The sequence below is a fragment of the Streptomyces sp. NPDC020731 genome (assembly GCF_044334705.1).
In the GTDB taxonomy this organism is placed as follows: domain Bacteria; phylum Actinomycetota; class Actinomycetes; order Streptomycetales; family Streptomycetaceae; genus Streptomyces.
In genome coordinates, this window is record NZ_JBIRTN010000001.1 from 454,354 (window position 1) to 473,834 (window position 19,481).

At 71.6% G+C, this 19,481-nt stretch carries 18 protein-coding genes; 9 read left to right on the forward strand and 9 right to left on the reverse strand.

Annotated elements, in window-relative coordinates; all coding sequences use genetic code 11:
* Window positions 1-21 precede the first annotated feature (21 nt).
* The gene (map, locus tag ACH4VX_RS02095) at window positions 22-879 is read right to left on the reverse strand and encodes a type I methionyl aminopeptidase (RefSeq protein WP_398365161.1); all 858 of its coding nucleotides are present in this window, start codon (window positions 877-879) and stop codon (window positions 22-24) included.
* 83 nt (window positions 880-962) lie between these two features.
* On the opposite strand from map, the gene ACH4VX_RS02100 reads away from it, so the two are divergent.
* Complete coding sequence (locus ACH4VX_RS02100; RefSeq protein ID WP_398365163.1) at window positions 963-1,193, forward strand: hypothetical protein; 231 nt, start codon at window positions 963-965, stop codon at window positions 1,191-1,193.
* 19 nt (window positions 1,194-1,212) lie between these two features.
* Here ACH4VX_RS02100 and ACH4VX_RS02105 read toward each other — a convergent pair whose 3' ends face one another.
* On the reverse strand, window positions 1,213-1,815 hold the full coding sequence (locus tag ACH4VX_RS02105; RefSeq protein ID WP_398365165.1) for a hypothetical protein: 603 nt from the start codon (window positions 1,813-1,815) through the stop codon (window positions 1,213-1,215).
* Between the two features lie 139 nt (window positions 1,816-1,954).
* On the opposite strand from ACH4VX_RS02105, the gene npdG reads away from it, so the two are divergent.
* Entirely contained in the window at window positions 1,955-2,680 is a 726-nt protein-coding gene (npdG, locus tag ACH4VX_RS02110) for an NADPH-dependent F420 reductase (RefSeq protein WP_398365167.1), read from the forward strand.
* Between the two features lie 66 nt (window positions 2,681-2,746).
* Window positions 2,747-2,935, forward strand: a complete 189-nt coding sequence (locus ACH4VX_RS02115; protein ID WP_398365169.1) for a hypothetical protein — start codon at window positions 2,747-2,749, stop codon at window positions 2,933-2,935.
* On the opposite strand, the gene ACH4VX_RS02120 is transcribed toward ACH4VX_RS02115, so the two are convergent.
* On the reverse strand, window positions 2,925-3,725 hold the full coding sequence (locus ACH4VX_RS02120) for a site-2 protease family protein (protein WP_398365171.1): 801 nt from the start codon (window positions 3,723-3,725) through the stop codon (window positions 2,925-2,927). The two genes, ACH4VX_RS02115 and ACH4VX_RS02120, sit on opposite strands and share 11 nt — an antisense overlap.
* Window positions 3,726-3,892: 167 nt before the next feature.
* Here ACH4VX_RS02120 and ACH4VX_RS02125 point away from each other — a divergent pair, with 167 nt between their 5' ends.
* Window positions 3,893-7,174: a BTAD domain-containing putative transcriptional regulator gene (locus tag ACH4VX_RS02125; protein WP_398365173.1), complete on the forward strand. Its 3,282-nt coding sequence runs from the start codon at window positions 3,893-3,895 to the stop codon at window positions 7,172-7,174.
* Here the strand turns inward: ACH4VX_RS02125 and ACH4VX_RS02130 are convergent, their stop codons facing one another.
* The 3 genes from ACH4VX_RS02130 to panB all read right to left on the reverse strand — a co-directional run bounded on the left by ACH4VX_RS02130 (window position 7,175) and on the right by panB (window position 10,127).
* On the reverse strand, window positions 7,175-8,005 hold the full coding sequence (locus ACH4VX_RS02130) for an ABC transporter permease (RefSeq protein WP_398365175.1): 831 nt from the start codon (window positions 8,003-8,005) through the stop codon (window positions 7,175-7,177).
* Window positions 8,002-9,030: an ATP-binding cassette domain-containing protein gene (locus ACH4VX_RS02135; protein WP_398365177.1), complete on the reverse strand. Its 1,029-nt coding sequence runs from the start codon at window positions 9,028-9,030 to the stop codon at window positions 8,002-8,004. Before ACH4VX_RS02135 ends, ACH4VX_RS02130 begins: the two co-directional genes overlap by 4 nt.
* 221 nt (window positions 9,031-9,251) lie before the next feature.
* Window positions 9,252-10,127 (reverse strand): 3-methyl-2-oxobutanoate hydroxymethyltransferase, encoded by an 876-nt coding sequence (gene panB / locus ACH4VX_RS02140; RefSeq protein WP_398365179.1) that lies wholly within the window; start codon window positions 10,125-10,127, stop codon window positions 9,252-9,254.
* Between the two features lie 189 nt (window positions 10,128-10,316).
* Between panB and ACH4VX_RS02145 the strand changes: the two genes are divergently transcribed.
* The 3 genes from ACH4VX_RS02145 to ACH4VX_RS02155 all read left to right on the forward strand — a co-directional run bounded on the left by ACH4VX_RS02145 (window position 10,317) and on the right by ACH4VX_RS02155 (window position 13,845).
* The gene (locus ACH4VX_RS02145; protein WP_398365181.1) at window positions 10,317-11,906 is read left to right on the forward strand and encodes an MFS transporter; all 1,590 of its coding nucleotides are present in this window, start codon (window positions 10,317-10,319) and stop codon (window positions 11,904-11,906) included.
* A gap of 81 nt (window positions 11,907-11,987) precedes the next feature.
* Window positions 11,988-12,608 (forward strand): TetR/AcrR family transcriptional regulator, encoded by a 621-nt coding sequence (locus ACH4VX_RS02150; protein WP_398365183.1) that lies wholly within the window; start codon window positions 11,988-11,990, stop codon window positions 12,606-12,608.
* Window positions 12,609-12,792: 184 nt separating this feature from the next.
* Complete coding sequence (locus tag ACH4VX_RS02155; protein WP_398365185.1) at window positions 12,793-13,845, forward strand: endonuclease/exonuclease/phosphatase family protein; 1,053 nt, start codon at window positions 12,793-12,795, stop codon at window positions 13,843-13,845.
* A gap of 338 nt (window positions 13,846-14,183) precedes the next feature.
* Here the strand turns inward: ACH4VX_RS02155 and ACH4VX_RS02160 are convergent, their stop codons facing one another.
* Genes ACH4VX_RS02160 through ACH4VX_RS02170 form a run of 3 tightly spaced genes read right to left on the reverse strand, consistent with a single transcriptional unit; the run spans window position 14,184 to window position 17,282 of the window.
* Window positions 14,184-15,950, reverse strand: a complete 1,767-nt coding sequence (locus tag ACH4VX_RS02160) for an NAD+ synthase (protein ID WP_398365187.1) — start codon at window positions 15,948-15,950, stop codon at window positions 14,184-14,186.
* Between the two features lie 49 nt (window positions 15,951-15,999).
* Window positions 16,000-16,623: a DUF305 domain-containing protein gene (locus tag ACH4VX_RS02165; RefSeq protein ID WP_398365188.1), complete on the reverse strand. Its 624-nt coding sequence runs from the start codon at window positions 16,621-16,623 to the stop codon at window positions 16,000-16,002.
* Complete coding sequence (locus tag ACH4VX_RS02170) at window positions 16,620-17,282, reverse strand: DUF3105 domain-containing protein (protein WP_398365190.1); 663 nt, start codon at window positions 17,280-17,282, stop codon at window positions 16,620-16,622. The genes ACH4VX_RS02165 and ACH4VX_RS02170 overlap by 4 nt, the downstream gene beginning before the upstream one ends.
* A 162-nt stretch (window positions 17,283-17,444) precedes the next feature.
* Here ACH4VX_RS02170 and ACH4VX_RS02175 point away from each other — a divergent pair, with 162 nt between their 5' ends.
* Both ACH4VX_RS02175 and glnA read left to right on the forward strand, forming a co-directional pair.
* The gene (locus ACH4VX_RS02175; protein ID WP_398365192.1) at window positions 17,445-17,888 is read left to right on the forward strand and encodes an RrF2 family transcriptional regulator; all 444 of its coding nucleotides are present in this window, start codon (window positions 17,445-17,447) and stop codon (window positions 17,886-17,888) included.
* 215 nt (window positions 17,889-18,103) lie between these two features.
* Window positions 18,104-19,465 carry a type I glutamate--ammonia ligase gene (gene glnA / locus ACH4VX_RS02180; RefSeq protein WP_398365194.1) on the forward strand — a complete coding sequence of 454 codons (1,362 nt, stop codon included), beginning with the start codon at window positions 18,104-18,106 and terminating at the stop codon, window positions 19,463-19,465.
* Window positions 19,466-19,481: the final 16 nt, after the last annotated feature.

Below are 19,481 nucleotides of genomic sequence, written 5' to 3' on the forward strand. Positions count from 1 at the left end.
GGGCCAAGGGGCGGGGGAGCGCTACGGGAGCGTCAGGATGTCCGCGCCCGTGTCCGTCACGACCAGCGTGTGCTCGAACTGGGCCGTACGCCTGCGGTCCTTCGTGACCACCGTCCAGCCGTCGTCCCACATGTCGTACTCGTGGGTCCCCAGCGTCAGCATCGGCTCGATGGTGAACGTCATCCCCGGCTGCATCACCGTCGTCGCGTGCGGACTGTCGTAGTGCGGGACGATCAGACCCGAGTGGAAGGACGAGTTGATGCCGTGGCCGGTGAAGTCACGGACCACGCCGTAGCCGAAGCGCTTCGCGTACGACTCGATCACCCGGCCGATGATGTTGATCTGCCGGCCCGGCCTGACCGCCTTGATCGCGCGGGCGAGGGACTCGCGGGTGCGTTCCACCAGCAGCCGGCTCTCCTCGTCCACGTCACCGACCAGGTACGTGGCGTTGTTGTCGCCGTGCACCCCGCCGATGTACGCCGTCACGTCCAGGTTGACGATGTCGCCGTCGCGCAGCACCGTCGTGTCCGGGATGCCGTGACAGATGACCTCGTTGATGGACGTGCACAGCGACTTGGGGAAGCCGCGGTAGCCGAGCGTCGACGGGTAGGCGCCGTGGTCGCACATGTACTCGTGCGCCACCCGGTCCAGTTCGTCCGTCGTGACACCGGGCGCGATCAGCTTCGCGGCCTCCTCCATCGCCCGCGCGGCGATCCGGCCGGCGGTCCGCATCGCCTCGACCGTCTCGGGCGTCTGCACCTCCGGACCGGTGTACGGGGTGGGGGCGGGCTTGCCGACGTACTCGGGACGACGGATGTTCCCGGGCACGGAACGGGTGGGGGACAGCTCCCCAGGGACGAGCAGCGACTGGCCAGACATGCCGGCGAGTCTAATTCAGCGGCGACGGGGGACCATCTTCCTGGTGGAATGACGAGACGGCGAGACGGTGAGAGGAGCCGGTCATGCCCCTGTTCAAGAAGCGGACGGTCGGAAAGCCGGGCGAGTGGTACTACTGCCTGCAGCACAAGAAGGTCGAGGAGGGCCCCGACTGCCCCGCCAAGGACCGCTTCGGCCCGTACGCGAGCCGCGCCGAGGCCGAGCACGCCATGGAGACGGCCCGTGAGCGCGACCTCCAGTGGGAGAACGACCCCAAGTGGCACGACGCCCCGGCGGGCGAGCGGGACGAGGGCTGACCGCGTCGGGGACGGTCCGCTACCAGCGCGTGGGCGGCGGAGCCGTCAGCAGGTCGGCCAGCCGCGACAGCCGGTCCCGGAAACGGCGGGGGCCCCGGCGGGCCGGCAGCGCGTTCTCGCCGGCCGCCGCGCTGACCAGGTGCTGCACGGTGTCCAGGTCCAGCTCGGAACCGTCGGGCACGGGCAGGACCTCGTGGGCCATCGCCGGGAGCTCCCCCTCACCGGGGCCGAGGGACAGCACCGTCGCCCCGGCCCGGCGGGCGTCGCACACCCGGTCGAGCAGCGGGGCGGCCGTCACCCCGGGTGCCACCACCAGCAGCGTCTCACCCCGCCGCGCCGCCTCCAGGCGCCCCAGGCCCACCGCCAGGTGCGCGGGGTCCGAGGGGCGCGCGTCGTGCCGTACGAGCGTGGGGGCCAGCTCGGGCGTGCCCGACCAGGCGGCCTCGTCCGCCAGATGCGCCGCCAGATGCCACGGCTCGTACTCCGGTGTGCCCACCAGCAGCAGTCCGCCCCCGTGCGAGACCACCGACCCGCGCAGCGTCCCCGCGAAGTGCCGGGTGGCCCCCAGCCATTCCGTCCCGGCGAGGACTTCCCGCAGCAGCGCGACCCGTACCGCATCCATACGGCCGCACCCTGCCCCAACCGCACGCCCGAGTCCCGGTGTTCGGCCCGGATTCGCCCGATCCAGGGACACGGCGGTCGCTCGGCGACAGGGCTCACGCCCGCCGGACGCGGTGCCGTCACGGACGTAAAGTCGGTCCATGACCTCCAGTGACAGTGACAGTGACAGCGCACAGAAGCCCGCGAAGGCCCCCGCCAAGGACCCCTGGGACCTGCCCGACGTCTCCGGGCTCGTCGTCGGCGTCCTCGGCGGCACCGGTCCCCAGGGCAAGGGCCTCGCGTACCGGCTCGCCAAGGCCGGCCAGAAGGTGATCATCGGCTCCCGTGCCGCCGAGCGGGCGCGGGCCGCCGCCGAGGAGCTCGGGTACGGCGTCGAGGGCGCCGACAACGCCGAGACCGCCCGGCGCAGCGACCTCGTGATCGTCGCCGTGCCCTGGGACGGCCACGGCAAGACCCTGGAGTCCCTGCGCGAGGAACTGGCCGGCAAGCTCGTCGTGGACTGCGTCAACCCGCTCGGCTTCGACAAGCAGGGCGCCTACGCGCTGAAGCCGGAAGAGGGCAGCGCCGCCCAGCAGGCCGCCGCACTGCTCCCGGACTCCCGGGTCACCGCCGCCTTCCACCACCTGTCGGCCGTACTGCTCCAGGACCCGGAGATCGACGAGATCGACACCGATGTGATGGTGCTCGGCGAGGTCCGCGCCGACGTGGAGATCGTGCAGGCGCTGGCCGGGCGCATCCCCGGTATGCGGGGTGTCTTCGCCGGGCGGCTGCGCAACGCCCACCAGGTGGAGTCCCTGGTCGCCAACCTGATCTCCGTCAACCGCCGCTACAAGGCACACGCCGGGCTCCGCGTCACGGACGTATGAGGCGATGGGGGACACTGGAGGCCGTAGCAGTGCCCCAGCAGTGTCCCCCGACAGGAGCCCCCAGCCATGCCCCGCCTCGCCCTCTACGTCCTCGCCGTCTGCCTCCTCGCCGTCGCCGCGGCCGTCGTCTCCTTCGTGCGGGGCAGCGTGCTCATCGGCGTCGTCTGGGTGCTGCTGGCGGGCCTGTCGTCCAACATGACCTGGTACTACGTGCGGCGCGGGCGGGCGGCGCGGGACGGCTCCGTCACGGGCTGACCGAGCAGTACCCGCTCGTCTCCCGCCAGAAGCGGAACAGGTCGTAGCCGCAGTACGTGTCGAACTCGTCGATCCCCAGCGTCCCCAGCAGCGAGTCGATCACGTCGAAGAACGCGCCGTTCACCGACGGCACCCACAGCAGCGCGAACACGAACAGCAGACCGAACGGGGCGAACGGCTCCACCTGCCGCCGGACGCCGTACGACAGCCAGGGCTCGATCACGCCGTAGCCGTCGAGACCCGGCACCGGCAGGAAGTTCAGGATCGCGGCCGTCACCTGGAGCAGCGCCAGGAACGCCAGCGCGAAGCGGAACTCGGCCGGTACGCCGTCCAGCGCGCCCAGCCAGAACGGCGCCGTGCACACGATCGCGAACAGCACGTTCGTCAGCGGGCCCGCCGCCGAGATCAGGCTGTGCCGCCACCGTCCCCGGATCCGCCCGCGCTCGATGAACACGGCGCCGCCCGGCAGACCGATCCCGCCCATGATCACGAAGACGACCGGGAGCACGATGCTCAGCAGCGCGTGCGTGTACTTCATCGGGTTCAGCGTGAGATAGCCCTTCGCGCCGACCGATATGTCACCGCTGTGCAGGGCGGTGCGCGCGTGCGCGTACTCGTGCAGGCACAGGGAGACGATCCAGGCGGCCGTCACGAACAGGAACACGGCGATCCCGGGCTGCTCCGCGAACCCGGTCCAGGTGGCCCATCCGGTGACCGCCGTCACGGCCAGGATGCCCAGGAAGACCGGACTGATCCTCCGGTCGCTGTGACGGGTGGCGGCGGTGGTCATGCGGCTCCTCGGACGGTCGGACACACGCGGCGACGCGCGGGGGACTGCCCGACGGTACCGGGCGCACCGGGAAAACGTCTCGCGTGCCCGCCCGGTTCCACGCAGGGTGGGGGACGACAACGCCCTCCTCCCGGACCCGGTGACCGCCCCGGCCGTCACCGGAGAGAATGGACCCCGTGCGCTATCGCATCCTCGGCACCACCCAGGCACTCCGTCCCGACGGCACCGTCGTCCCGGTCGGCGGGGCGCGGCTGCGTGCCCTGCTGACCGTGCTCGCCCTGCGGCCCGGGCGCACCGTGCCCGTGGGCCTGCTGGTCGACGAGGTCTGGGGGGACGGTGATCCGCCGGCCGACGCGACCGGGGCGCTCCAGGCGCTGGTGGGGCGGCTGCGCCGGACGCTCGGCGCGGACCGGATCGCCTCCGTCGACGGCGGCTACCGGCTGACCGCCGCGCCCGACGACATCGACCTGCACCGTTTCGAGCGGCTGGCCGGCGACGGCCTGCGCGCCCTCGCCGACGGCGACCCGGCGAAGGCGGCCGCCGTCCTCGACGACGCCCTCGCCCTGTGGCGCGGCCCCGCCCTCACCGGCCTGCCCGACCGCACCGCGGAGGCGGCCCGCCTGGCGACCCGGCACCTGGACGTGCTGCGCGCCCGGCACACCGCCGCCCTCGCCCTCGGCGACGCCGAGCAGTCCCTGCCCGAGCTGACCGCGCTGTGCGACGGCCACCCCCTCGACGAACCCCTCCAGGCGCTGCGGCTGCGCGCCCTGCGCGACACGGGCCGCACCGCCGAGGCCCTGGCCGCCTTCGAGGACGTACGACGCCTGCTCGCGGACCGCCTCGGCTCCGACCCCGGCGCCGAACTGCGGGCACTGCACGCCGAGTTGCTGGAACCCGGACCGGCGCCCGCAACCCGGGCCGGCGCTCCGCCCGGCAACCTGCGGGCCCGGCTGACCTCGTTCGTCGGCAGGGAGGCCGACATCGAGACCATCCGCGCCGACCTCACCGCCGCCCGGCTTGTGACCCTGCTCGGACCGGGCGGGGCGGGCAAGACCCGGCTGTCGCAGGAGGCCGCCGAGACCGTACGGCAGACCCTCCCCGACGGCGTGTGGCTCGCCGAACTCGCCCCGGTCGACGACCCCGACGCCGTACCCGAGGCCGTACTCACCGCCGTCGGCGCCCGCGAGACCGTGCTCTACGGCGCCGGCGCCGAGAGCATGCGGGCCGTCACCGACCGGCACGACGACCCCGTGGAACGCCTCGCCGAGCACTGCGGCCCACGCCGCATGCTGCTGATCCTGGACAACTGCGAGCACGTCGTCGAGGCCGCCGCCCACCTCGTCGAGACGCTGCTGGAACGCTGCCCCCGGCTCACCGTCCTCGCCACCAGCCGCGAACCGCTCGGTGTGCGCGGTGAGTTGCTGCGGCCGGTGGAACCGCTGCCCGAGCCGGTCGCCCTGCGCCTGCTCGCCGACCGGGGGGCCGCCGCCCGCCCCGGCTTCCGCACCGACGCCGACGACGACACCGCGGCGGCCTGCGCGGAGATCTGCCGCCGCCTCGACGGACTGCCCCTCGCCATCGAACTCGCCGCCGCCCGGCTGCGGATGCTCGCCCCGCGCCAGATCGCCGACCGGCTCGACGACCGCTTCCGGCTGCTCACCTCCGGCAGCCGCACCGTCCTCCCCAGACAGCAGACCCTGCGGGCCGTCGTCGACTGGTCCTGGGACCTGCTCGACGGCGACGAACGCGACGTACTGGGCCGGCTGTCGGTCTTCGCGGGCGGCTGCGACCTCGCCGCCGCCGAGGCCGTGTGCGGACCGGCCGCGCTCGACGCGCTCGGCTCCCTCGTCGACAAGTCCCTGGTGGTGGCCGCCCCTTCGGGCGACGGCGAGATGCGCTACCGGCTCCTGGAGACCGTCGCCGAGTACGCCGGCGAACGCCTCGACGCCTCCGGCCGGCGCCCGGAGGCGGAGCGGGCGCACCTGACGTACTTCCGTGAACTCGCCCGCACCACCGAGCCGATGCTGCGCGGCCCGTACCAGCAGGCCGCCATCGCACTGCTGGAGCGGGAGTACGAGAACGTGCGCACGGCCCTGCGTCACGCCCTCGCCCTGCGCGACGAGCAGGAGGCGCTCTGCATCACCCTGTCACTCACCTGGTACTGGCAGATGCGCGATCTGCGCATCGAGGCCCGCAACTGGTGCACCGAGGTCATGGCCCTCGCCCCCGACCCGTTCACCGAGCCGGTGCGGCCCGCCGCCCCGCTGTGGCAGCGCTGCACCGACGCCCCGCCGCCCATGACCGGTGAGGTCCTCGCCGAGGCCCGGCGCGGGGTGCACCTGACCCATCTGGCCCACATGGACACCGAACTGGACGACTGGCAGACCCCGCAGGCACAGCACAAGCTGCGCCTCGTCGGCGCGACGTACGAGCCGGGCATGCCGCAGGTCTGCCGGCCGCCCGGCCTGCTCTGGGTGTTCGCCGTGATGCTGACCGGTGACATGGAGCGGCTGCGCCACGTGGTCGACGCGGCGATCCGCACCTGCCGGGAGAACCCCGGGTTCGAATGGGAGCTGGCCTCCAACCTCCAGCTGCGCGCCAACTTCCTGGCCAACCGCAGTGACTGGGCCGGTGACGCCCGCCGTGCCGCCGACGAGGCCCTGGAGATCCACCGCCGGCTGGGCGACACCTGGGGCATCGCCGAGGCCCTCTCCGCGCGCGGCGAGGCCCGTGAGCGCGCCGGCGCGTACGAGGACGCCGCCGCCGACTTCGAGGCGGCGATCGAGTACGCCGACCGCCTGGGAGCCCGTGCCCATACGGCGGTGCTCACCGCCCGGCTGGGCAGCGCGCTGCTGGAGGGGGGCCACCCGGAGCGTGGTGAGCGACTGCTGCGCGAAGTCATCGACGACACGAGAGGCCGGCACACCGAGGCCCTGCCCGCCGCCCGGCTCTTCCTGACCGGCTGGCTCTGCACGACCGGGCGTACGGCGGAGGCGCGGGAGCATCTGCGGGCCCTGCGCGAGGAGTTCCGCATCGCGCACTACGTCGTCTTCGACGCGTTCATCCTCGGTGCCGAGGGCTGGCTGGAGGTGGCCGAGGGCAACGACGAGCGGGGCCTGGCCGTCATCCGCGAGGCGATCCGGCAGGCGGGCGATCCGCTGTCCGCCGCCATGGCACCCCATATGCGCGCCGCCTACCTCACCCTCGGCGCCGTCGCACTCACCGGACTCGACGGCGGACGGCGCGCCCGGGACGCGGCCCGCTGCATCGGCGCCGCCGACTCCTGGCTGCCGCCCGGACACCACGCCGGGCTCGTGGAACGTGAGGTGCGCGAACGGGCCGAGGCGCGCGCCCGGGCGGCACTCGGCAGCGCGGCGTACGACACCGCGTACGCCGAGGGCGACGGTCTCCCCCCGGAGGAGGCCGTCGCCCTGCTCGAACCGGCGTGATCAGCTCTTCGTGCGGAACTTGTGGATCGCGACCGGCGCCATCACCGCCGTGATCCCCACCGACCAGGCCAGTGTCATCCACAGGTCGTGGGCGACCGGGCCGCCCACCATCAGCCCGCGTGCGGCGTCCGCCAGCGCGGACAGCGGGTTGACCTGGGTGAAGGACTCCAGCCAGCCCGGCATCGACTGGGTCGGCGCGAAGATCGACGAGCCGAACTGCAGCGGCATCAGCACGAGGAAGCCCATCGCCTGCACCGACTGCGCGTTCTTCATCACCACACCCAGCGTGAGGAAGATCCACATCAGGGCCGAGCCGAACACCGCGGACAGTCCCACGGCGGCGAACAGCCCCGGCCAGTTGGTGATGTCGAAGCCGACCAGCACACCGACGACCATGAGGATGGCGGTGGCGATCAGCATCCGCATCATCTCGACCGAGATCTTGGCGAACAGCACCGAGCCACGCCCGATCGGCAGCGACCGGAAGCGGTCCATGACCCCGGTGTTGAAGTCCTGGTTGAACCCGGTGCCCACTCCCTGGGCCATGTTCATTCCCATCATGGCCATCAGTCCGGGCACGATGTACTGCACGTACGCCTCCTGCCCGCCGCCCAGCGACTGCCCGATCGAGCCGCCGAAGACGTACACGAACAGCAGGGTGAAGACGATCGGGAACAGCACGGCGTCGAACATCGACTCCGGGTCCTGCCGTATCCACAGCAGATTGCGGCGCACCAGCGCACCGGTGTGGCGCAGATGCCCGCGCAGCGGGATACGCGCGTCCGCGCGGAGGCCGGTGGCGGTGGCGGTGGTGGCGGTGGTGGCGCTCATACGGCGACGGCCTCCTCGTGGGTCTCGGCGGGCGCGGCGTCCTGCGGGGCACTGGCGCGGTGGCCGGTGAGGGACAGGAACACCTCGTCCAGGCTGGGCAGTTCGGTGGTGATGGAGCTGAGTGTGATGCCGCGCGCGGTGACCGCGCCGACCACGGCGGTCAACTGCTCGTCACTCAGCACCGGGACGAGCACGGCACCCCGCTCGGTGTCCACGGTGGTCGTGGCGAGCCCGGTGATGCCCAGCGTGTCGAGGGCGTCCGCCAGCGGGCGCAACTGCAGCGGATCGGCCGGGCGGACCCGCAGCGTACGGCCGCCGACCTTGGCCTTCAGTTCCTCGATGCCGCCGCTCGCGATGACCTTGCCCCGGTCCACGACGGTCAGCTCGCCGGCGAGCTGCTCGGCCTCCTCCATGTACTGGGTGGTCAGCAGCACCGTCACCCCGTCCCCGACGAGCCGCTTGACCTCGTCCCACACCTCGTTGCGGGTACGGGGGTCCAGTCCCGTGGTCGGCTCGTCCAGGTACAGCACGGCCGGCCGGCCGATCATCGAGGCGGCCAGGTCCAGGCGCCGCCGCATACCGCCGGAGTAGGTGGCCGCCGGCCGGCGGGCCGCGTCGGTGAGCGAGAACCGCTCCAGCAGCTCGTCGGCGCGGGACCGGGCCTCCTTGCGGGACAGGTCGAGCAGCCGTCCGATCAGGTACAGGTTCTCCCACCCCGGAAGCTTCTCGTCCACGGAGGCGTACTGCCCGGTCAGCCCGATCACCCGGCGCAGCTGCCTCGGCTGGCGGACCACGTCGTACCCGGCGACGGTGGCGTGCCCGGCGGTCGGCGTGAGAAGGGTGGACAGGATCCGTACGAGGGTGGTCTTCCCGGCCCCGTTCGGCCCGAGCACCCCCATCACGGTGCCCTCCCGCACATCCAGATCGACCCCGTCCAGCGCTTTGGTCTCCCCGTAGTGCTTGACCAGCCCCCGCACGGTGACGGCGCTCCCCGCGCCTCCCAGGTCATTGTCGTTTCGCTTCATGCCGAGAACTGTGCCGACCCCCACCGACAAACCCCCGACATCCCACCGACAGCCCGGCCGACGGCACCGACAACTCCCGCATGGCCGCCGCAACCATCGACTGAGGCACCACGACGGCGCGCACCGCATCCGCGAGAGCGGCGCCGTTTCAGGCCGCAAAAAGGTGCCGGCCCCGCCGACGGGGGGAGATCAGCGGGGCCGACAGGTGGTGCGGCAGTGGCTCAGTGGACGGAGTGCGCCTCCTCCGGGAACGTCCCGCCGACCACGTCCTCGGCGAACGCCTTGGCCGCCCCGCTCATGACCTCACGCAGATCGGCGTACTGCTTGACGAACTTGGGCACACGCCCGCCCGTCAGCCCCAGCATGTCGGTCCACACCAACACCTGCGCATCCGTGTCCGGACCGGCCCCGATCCCGACGGTGGGAATCTGCAGCACCCGCGTCACCTCACCCGCCAGCTCCGCCGGCACCAGCTCCAGCACCACCGCGAACGCCCCCGCGTCCTGCACGGCCTTGGCGTCCCGCAGCAGCTGCTGCGCCGCCTCCTCGCCACGCCCCTGCACCCGGTAGCCCATCGCGTTCACCGACTGCGGCGTCAGCCCGATGTGCGCCATGACCGGGATCCCGGACTCCACCAGCAGCTCGATCTGCCGGTGCGACCGCTCGCCGCCCTCCAGCTTCACCGCGCCGACACCCGCCTCCTTCACCAGCCGGGTCGCCGAGCGCAGCGCCTGCACCGGGCCCTCCTGGTAGGAACCGAAGGGCAGGTCGCCCACGATCAGGGCGCGCGAGGTACCGCGCACCACCGCGGCCGACAGCATGGTCATCTCGTCGAGGGTGACGGGCACGGTGGTCTCGTACCCGAGGTGGCAGTTGCCCGCGGAGTCGCCGACGAGCATCACCGGGATACCGGCCTCGTCGAACACGGACGCGGTCATCGCGTCGTACGCGGTGAGCATGGGCCACTTCTCGCCGCGCTCCTTGGCGGCGGCGATGTCGCGGACCGTGATACGGCGGGTTCCCTTGCCCCCGTACAGCGTCTTGCCGCCGCCGGAGGGACCGGACGCACCGGTCTGGGCAGCCGAAAGCTGCGTCATGGAAGTCTCCCAACACGTCATCTCGAGGCGCCCTGACGGCGTCCCCGGACCACGTCCATGGTGGCACTTCACCCGGAGGAGGGCCAGAGGCCCCCCTGTGAGTTCCGCCGTGCAATATCCCGGCAAGGTCTGGGCAAAACCCTTACGATACGAGACGGTCTCGTATCGTAATTAACTACTCTGGGCCGCATGACTTCTCCTGCCGCCCCTGCCCGCCGGGTCCCGGAAGCCGTGCACCGGCGCCGTTGGGCGATCCTCGGCGTGCTGATGCTGAGCCTGCTGATCGTCGTACTGGACAACTCGATCCTGAACGTCGCCATCAAGACGATCTCCACCCCCGCCCCCACCGGCCTGGGCGCCACACAGAGCGAGCTGGAGTGGGCGATCAACGCCTACACGCTCGTCTTCGCCGGGCTGCTCTTCAGCGCGGGGCTGCTGGGCGACCGGCTCGGCCGCAAGAAGGTGCTGATCGGCGGTCTCGTCGCGTTCGGCGCCGGCTCGGCGCTCGCCGCGTTCTCCGGCTCACCGGCCGAGCTGATCGGCTTCCGCGCGGTGATGGGTCTGGGCGCCGCGTTCGTCATGCCGGCCACCCTGGCCGTCCTGATGAACGTCTTCGAACGCGACGAGCAGGCCAAGGCCATCGGCATCTGGGCGGGCGGTGTGGGCCTCGCCATCGCCATCGGCCCGATCACCGGCGGAGTCCTCCTGGACCACTTCTGGTGGGGCTCGGTCTTCCTCATCAACGTGCCGATCGTCGTCCTCGCCGTCGTCCTGATGCTGTGGCTGGTCCCCGACTCCCGCGACCCGAACCCGGGCCGGATCGACCCCGTCGGTGTCGTCCTGTCCGTGGCCGGACTGGTCCTGCTGGTCTACGGCATCATCAAGGGCGGCCAACTCGCCGACTTCACCGACGTCACGGTGGTGTCGACCATCGGCGCCGGTCTCGCCGTGCTCGCCGCGTTCGTGGTGTTCGAGAAGCGCAGCGACCACCCGTCCATCGACGTCACCTACTTCAAGAACAAGGTGTTCTCCGCCTCGATCGTCGCGATCGCGCTGGTCTTCTTCGCACTGATGGGCGTGACGTTCTTCGCGGTGTTCTACACCCAGAGCGTGCGCGGCTACTCGCCGCTGGAGACCGGGCTGCTGCTGCTGCCGCTGGCCGCCACACAGATGATCTTCGCGCCCCGGGCCCGCCTCCTGGTGGACCGCTTCGGCAACAAGGCCACCACGACCGCCGGCCTGGTGGTGCTCGCGGGAACACTGGCCGCGTTCGCCATCCTGGACGAGGACACGCCGATCTGGATCCTGGAGGTCATCTTCTTCCTCATGGGCGCCGGCATGGCCCACGTCATGACACCGGTCAGCGTCGTCATCATGCAGGCCCTGCCCCGCGAGAAGGCCGGCTCCGCCTCCGCGCTCAGCAACACCTTCCGCCAGGTCGGCGGCGCCCTCGGCATCGCCGTCCTCGGCTCGGTGCTGTCCGCCGCCTACCGCAACGGCATCGAGGGCGAGCTCGGCCTGCTGCCGCCCGGCGCACGGCACGCCGCCGGCGAGTCCATCGAGGCCACCCTGGCCGTGGCGGACCGGCTGGGCGCGCGCGGCGAGCTCCTGATCGGCGCGGCCGACGACGCGTTCCTGCACGCCATGCACGTCACCGCGCTGTGGGGAGCGGGTGTCGCGGTGCTGGGCGCGATCGTCGTCGCCGTGTTCCTGCCCGGCCGTACGCCGACGTCCGAAGGGGGCGACGAGAAGCAGGAGTTGGTGTCCGCGGAGGACTGAAGACCCCTGGGCGGTGGACCGTTCCCACCGCCCACCGGGGAGAATCGTCCCAGCCCGCCTCCGACGTAAGGACCCGACGACGTGAGCCCGGTCGACACCGACCCCCGGCAGGACGGTCCCGCACGGGGCCGTCCCCGCAGCGAGGCGGTCGAACGCGCCATCATCGAAGGAGTGATGAAGCTCCTGGAGGACGGCGTGCCCCTCGCGGAGCTCTCCATCGAGCGCATCGCCCGCACCGCCGGCGTCGGCAAGGCCACCATCTACCGCCGCTGGAGCGGCAAGGAGCAACTCCTCGTCGACGTCCTGCGCGCCGCCGAGCCCCCGGACCCCGAACTCCCCGGCACCTCCATGCGCGACGACCTCGTCGTCCTGCTGGAGTCCCTGCGCCTGCGCGGCCTGGCCGGCCGGACCTCGGCGATCCTGCACAACGTGCGCGCCCAGATGAAGAGCAGCCCCAACCTCTGGGCCGCCTACCACGACACCGTCATCCTGCCGCGCCGCAGACTCGGCCTGGAGGTGCTGCGCCGGGGCCGGGACAACGGCGAACTGCGCGCCGACGTCGACATGGAGATCCTCAACGACATCGTCGTGGGCCCCATCCTCGTCCGCACCGTCCTGCGCCCCGACGCCGACCTCCCGGACGACCTCGCCGAACAGGTCGTCGACACCCTCCTCCAGGGCCTGCGCCCCGTCAGCGGCTAGCAGCGATGTGCGCGTTTCGTCACAGAGGGCGCTTTCCCCACCCCCGCCCGGAACTCCCCGAGCGCCCCCGGACGTCCTCGCCCCCGTACGGCCGTCGAGGGGCGGCAGGAACGGAACCGATCATCCCCTAGGGTCTTACGGACACAGGGGCGATGGTGTGCACGGCAGGTTGTGAGGCGACGGTATGGCGCAGCAGGCGTACATGACGGAGACGGACAACGGTGGTTCGGGGTCCGAGCCGCAGCCCACCCGGCTCCGGCGCCTGCGCGAGCGCCTCACCAGAGGCTGGCGCGGCGACCGCGGCATCTGGCGCCGCGGCCTCGTCCTGGCCGCCTGCTCGGTCCTGACGGCCCTGGTCATGCTGGCCCACGGCCACATCCCGAACGCGATCGGCAACCTGGGCAGTCTGGTGGACACCTTCCTCCCCTGGGTGGGCCTGCTGATCCCCGTGCTGCTCGTCCTCGGTCTCATCCGCAAGTCGGCGACGGCACTGATCGTGACGATCCTGCCGACGGCCGTCTGGCTGAACCTCTTCGGCGGCCTGCTCACCGACAAGACCGCCACGGGCGGCGACCTCATGGTGGCCACGCACAACGTCAACGCCGACAACCCGGACCCGTCCGCCACCGCCCGCGGTGTGGCCGCCTCGGGCGCGGACGTACTGGCCCTCGAGGAGCTGAAGGCGTCGGAGGTCCCGACGTACGAGCGGGCGCTGGAGTCGACGTACAAGTACCACGAGGTGGTCGGCACCGTCGGCCTGTGGAGCAAGTACCCCCTGAGCGACGCGAAGGCGGTCGACATCCGCCTCGGCTGGAAGCGCGCGATGCGCGCCACGGTGGCCGCCCCCGCTGGCCAGGTCGCCGTCTACGTCGCCCACCTCCCCTCGGTCCGCGTGAAACTGGAGGCCGGCTTCACGGCCCGCCAGCGCGACAAGAGCGCCGACGCCCTGGGCGAGGCCATCGCCGATGAACCGCTGCCGAACATCGTCCTGCTCGGCGACCTGAACGGCACGATGAACGACCGCGCCCTGAACGCCGTCACCTCCCAGATGCGCTCCACCCAGGGCGCCGCGGGCAGCGGCTTCGGCTTCAGCTGGCCGGCGTCGTTCCCGATGGCGCGGATCGACCAGATCCTGGTCAAGGGGGCCGAACCGGAGAGCTCCTGGACCCTCCCGGCCACGGCGAGCGACCACCTCCCCATCGCGGCCCGGGTGAAGGTCACCGCACAGGACGACTGAGAACCACAGGGTGACGCCGGGGCGGTGACCTTGTTGCCCGCAGGGGCGGAGGCACGCGGATCGCAGGAGGGCGGGAACGGAGGCCGTGGCAGCGGGTAGCCGCGTACGGCGGGAAGGGGACGGGGCGGGGGTGGCCGCCCGCAGTGGCCGGCGCGTCCGCGCCCCGCACCCCCTCCGGGAGACGTGATCCGCGCCGGTCCGAGGACGGGCACCCCCGACACGGCCCCGACCCACCCACCGACCATGGGCGCCACGCCCACCCCCTCGAAGGCGCACCGGCGCCGCAGGCACGAGACGCACCCCCCTGAAGCCGCACCGGCGCCGCACGTGTCGTCGGGTCAGGCCGTGGGAGGTGTGCCCTCGCGCCAACCGTTCGTGATCGGCAGCCGGCGGTCCTTGCCGAAGCCCTTCGGGGAGATCTTCGTACCCGGCGGATACTGCCGCCGCTTGTACTCCGCCCGGTCCACCATCCGCAGCGTCTTCGCCACCAGCTCCGCGTCGAACCCGGCCGCGACGATCTCGTCCGCCCCCCGGTCCCGGTCCACGTACAGCGCCAGGATCGCGTCCAGCACCGGATAGTCCGGCAGCGAGTCCGTGTCCACCTGCCCCGGCCGCAACTCGGCGCTCGGCGGCTTGGAGATCGAGTTCTCCGGAATCGGCGGCGTCTGCCCCCGCTCCACCGCCGCCCGGTTGCGCCACTGGGCCAACCGGAACACCGAGGTCTTGTACACGTCCTTGATCGGCCCGTACGCCCCCACGGAGTCCCCGTACAGCGTCGAGTACCCCACCGCCAGCTCCGACTTGTTCCCCGGCGCCAGCACGATGTGCCCCTCCTGATTGGAGATCGCCATCAGCAGCGTCCCCCGCAGCCGCGACTGCAGGTTCTCCTCCGCCAGCCCCGTCAGCCCCAGCGCCCCCATATACGCATCGAACATCGGCTCGATCGCCACCGTCCGGTAGTTCAGCCCCGTCCGCCGGGCCAGCTCCGCCGCGTCGTCCTTCGAGTGCTCGGACGAGTACTTCGACGGCATCGACACGCCGTAGACGTTCTCCGCCCCCACCGCGTCACAGGCGATCGCGGCGACCAACGCCGAGTCGATCCCCCCGGACAACCCGATCAGCACCGACCGGAACCCGTTCTTCGCGGCATACGCCCGCAACCCGACGACCAGCGCGGAGTACACCTCCTCGTCATCGTCGAGCCGCTCGGCGTACCCCCCGGACAACGAGGCCTCGTACGCGGGCACGGGCGCCTCCGACAGCACGACCCGGTCGATCCGCAGCCCGTCGTCGACGATCCCCGTCGGCGCGTCGGCCTCCGCGGCGGGCAGTTCGAGATCGACCACCACACACGCCTCGGCGAACTGCGGCGCACGCGCCACGACGCCACCGTCACGGTCCACCACGATCGAGTCCCCGTCGAAGACCAGCTCGTCCTGCCCGCCCATCATCGCGAGGTACGCGGTCGTACAGCCGGCCTCCTGCGCCCGCTTGCGCACCAGCTCCAGCCGGGTGTCGTCCTTGTCCCGCTCGTACGGCGAGGCGTTGACCGACAGGAGCAGCCCGGCCTTCGCCGAGCGCGCCGCCGGCACCCGCCCCCCGTCCTGCCACAGGTCCTCACAGATGGCGAGGGCGACATCGACACCGCGCACCCGCACCACCGGCATGGTGTCGCCGGGCACGAAGTACCGGAACTCGTCGAAGACGCCGTAGTTCGGCAGGTGGTGCTTGGCGAAGCTCAGCACCACCTCACCCCCGTACAGCACGGCGCCCGCGTTCTGCGGCGCACCGGCCGGCTGTCCGTACTTCGGCTGGGCGGCGGCGCTGCGGTCGAGGTACCCGACGATCACCGGAAGGTCCCCGAGCCCCTCCTCGGCGAGCCGTGAGGCGAGGGAGCGCAGGCCGGCGCGCGAAGCCTCCACGAAGGACGACCGGAGGGCGAGGTCCTCGACGGGATACCCGGTCAGCGCCATCTCGGGGAACGCCACGAGGTGCGCTCCCTGCTCGGCGGAGTGCCGGGTCCAGCGGACCATCGTTTCGGCGTTGCCGGCGAGGTCACCGACGCTCGAGTCGATCTGATTCAGGGCGAGACGTAGTTGAGGCACGGGCCCAGTGTAATCGTCAGAGCGACGCGATGTCCTGGAGCCCCGTCCGCTACGGCCGGGCCGCCGCCCCCCGCTCCTCCAGCATCCCCGCCATCAGCGCGATCTCCGACTCCTGCCCCTCCACCATCCCCCGCGCGAGCCGTTTCTCGACCCCCACCTCGCACGCGCGGACGCACGCCTGGGCCATGTGGACCCCGCCTTGGTGATGGTCCGTCATGAGCTGCAGATAGAAAACCTCCGCCCGCTCCCCGCTCAGCGTCCCCAGCCGCTTCATCTCGGCATTGGTCGCCATCCCCGGCATCAGCGCCCCGTCCTTGCCGGAGGCCGTGTCCCCCATGCCCATCCAGGTCATCGGCGGATCCGCGGACACCTTGGGCAGCTCCCACAGGTCGAGCCACCCCAGCAGCATGCCCCGCTGGTTGGCCTGCGTCTGGGCGATGTCGTAGGCGAGCCGCCGGACCTCCTCGTCGTCCGTGCGGTCCCGCACGACGTACGACATCTCGACGGCCTGCTGATGATGCACGGCCATGTCCCGGGCGAAGCCGGCGTCCGCGGAACCGGCCGAAGGGACCGCGTCCGACGACCCCTCGTCCCCGGCCACCGCGTAGGTGATCGCCCCGGCCGCGACCAGTGCCGTGGCCGCGGCCCCCGCGATCAGCCCCGCCTGCCTCACTCGGACAGCCCGTTGGTACAGGCGGCCCCCGGCTCGGGTGTCTGCTTCCCCTGGACGAACTTCTCGAAGAACGTGTCCAGGTTCGGGTCGTCCGCGCCGGTCACCGTGCGCTGGTGCCCCCAGGCGGACAGCATGATCGGGTCCTTCTGGCCGTCCACCGGACTCATCAGCGTGTACGGCGTCTTCTTCACCTTCGCCGCGAGCGCGTCGACGTCCGCCTTCTCGGCCGAGGCGTTGTACGTCACCCACACGGCACCGTGCTCCAGCGAGTGCACGGCGTTGGTGTTGTTGATCTCGTCGGTGTAGACGTCCCCGTTGCAGTTCATCCACACCGGGTTGTGGTCGCCGCCCACCGGGGGCGAGGCGGGATAGTCCACCGCCTTGGTCACGTGGTTGCGACCCAGTTCGCCCTCCCACTTGCGCACACCGTCGTCGCCCGCGACGAACTTGCCCGAGCTCTTCGAGTCGGCGGCCGTGCCGCCGTCGTCGTCCGACTGCGACTGGACGAGCACCACACTGCCGGCGACGAGCCCGGCGACGACCACCACACTGGCGGCGATGACGAGGATCCGGGTGCGGCGCTCGCGGGCCTTCTCGGCGCGCCGCATCTCCTCTATGCGCGCCGAACGTGACGCGCTGCTCTTCTTGGCGGAGCCCATGGAGGTGCCCTTCGGGGGGAGTGTGACGAACGGGTCAGCTGATCGTAATAGGGGAGAGGGGGTGAGCCGTAGGGTGCACGGGCAACGGGACCGGACAGGACCGCGCGGGAGCGCACCGCGGAAAACTTGAACCCGAGATGCGTATTACCTACGCTCTCTGCCATGCGGCTCCTCCGCTCCACAGACCTGGCCCTCCGCGTCCTCATGCGCCTCGCCGTGGCCGGTGACTCCAACCCGACGACGCGCGACGTCTCGGAAGCCATGGACGTGCCGTACACCCACGCCGCGAAGGTCGTCGCCGAGCTCCAGCACATGGGCCTGCTGACGGCCCGCCGCGGCCGGGGCGGCGGTCTGGGCCTCACGGAGGAGGGCCGTGCCGCCTCGGTGGGCGCGGTGGTCCGGGCCTTCGAGGGCGAGGGGGACGTCGTCGACTGCGAGGGCACCCCCACCTCGTCCCCCTGCCCGCTGAGCTCTGCCTGCCGACTGCGCGGCGCCCTGCGCGGGGCCCAGGAGGCGTTCTTCGCCTCGTTGGACCCGGTCACGGTGGCGGACATCGTCGCGGCCCCCACGGGCCCCCTCCTGCTGGGCATCTCCCCGAGGCCGTGAGCCGCCCGTTACGGATGTCGGTCCGAACGGGCAAGATGGGCCCTGGAGCGGTACACCTGTCATGTGCGAGGCGTTCAAGCCGCGGCAAGCCGGTCGATCAAGGTCGGCAACGCGTATGAAACGCTGGTGTGGTGGGATGCTCGCAATGCCCGACCGCCTCCCGGGGGCGTGGGAGCGGACAGGCGGCCTGACCGGCAAGGATGGGGAAGCGGAAGATGGACAAGCAGCAGGAGTTCGTGCTCCGGACGTTGGAGGAGCGCGACATCCGGTTCGTGCGCCTGTGGTTCACCGACGTGCTGGGCTTCCTCAAGTCCGTGGCCGTCGCCCCCGCCGAGCTCGAACAGGCGTTCGATGAGGGGATCGGCTTCGACGGCTCCGCCATCGAGGGCTTCGCCCGGGTGTACGAGTCCGACATGATCGCCAAGCCGGACCCGTCGACCTTCCAGATCCTCCCCTGGCGCGCCGAGGCCCCCGGTACGGCCCGCATGTTCTGCGACATCCTCATGCCGGACGGCTCCCCGTCCTTCGCGGACCCGCGCTACGTCCTCAAGCGCGCCCTGGCCCGCACCTCCGACCTGGGCTTCACCTTCTACACCCACCCGGAGATCGAGTTCTTCCTGCTGAAGGACAAGCCGCTGGACGGCAGCCGCCCGACCCCGGCCGACAACTCCGGCTACTTCGACCACACCCCGCAGAACGTCGGCATGGACTTCCGCCGCCAGGCGATCACCATGCTGGAGTCGATGGGCATCTCGGTGGAGTTCTCCCACCACGAGGGCGCCCCCGGCCAGCAGGAGATCGACCTCCGTTACGCGGACGCGCTCTCCACGGCGGACAACATCATGACGTTCCGCCTGGTCATGAAGCAGGTGGCGCTGGAGCAGGGCGTCCAGGCGACCTTCATGCCGAAACCCTTCTCCGAGCACCCCGGCTCCGGCATGCACACGCACCTCTCCCTCTTCGAGGGCGACCGCAACGCGTTCTACGAGTCCGGTGCCGAGTTCCAGCTCTCCAAGGTCGGCCGCTCCTTCATCGCGGGCCTGCTGCGGCACGCGGCGGAGGTCTCGGCGGTCACCAACCAGTGGGTCAACTCCTACAAGCGCATCTGGGGCGGCACGGAGCGCACGGCGGGCGCCGGCGGCGAGGCCCCGTCGTACATCTGCTGGGGCCACAACAACCGCTCGGCCCTGGTCCGCGTGCCCATGTACAAGCCCGGCAAGACCGGCTCGGCACGCGTGGAGGTCCGCTCCATCGACTCCGGCGCCAACCCGTACCTGACCTACGCCGTCCTGCTGGCCGCCGGACTGAAGGGCATCGAGGAGGGCTACGAGCTCCCGCCGGGCGCCGAGGACGACGTGTGGGCCCTCTCCGACGCGGAGCGCCGCGCGCTCGGCATCGAGCCCCTGCCGCAGAACCTGGGCGAGGCCCTTACCCTGATGGAACGCAGCGACCTGGTGGCCGAGACCCTCGGCGAGCACGTCTTCGACTTCTTCCTGCGCAACAAGAAGCAGGAGTGGGAGGAGTACCGCTCCGAGGTCACGGCCTTCGAGCTGCGCAAGAACCTGCCGGTGCTGTAGCCGCGGACCGGAGCGG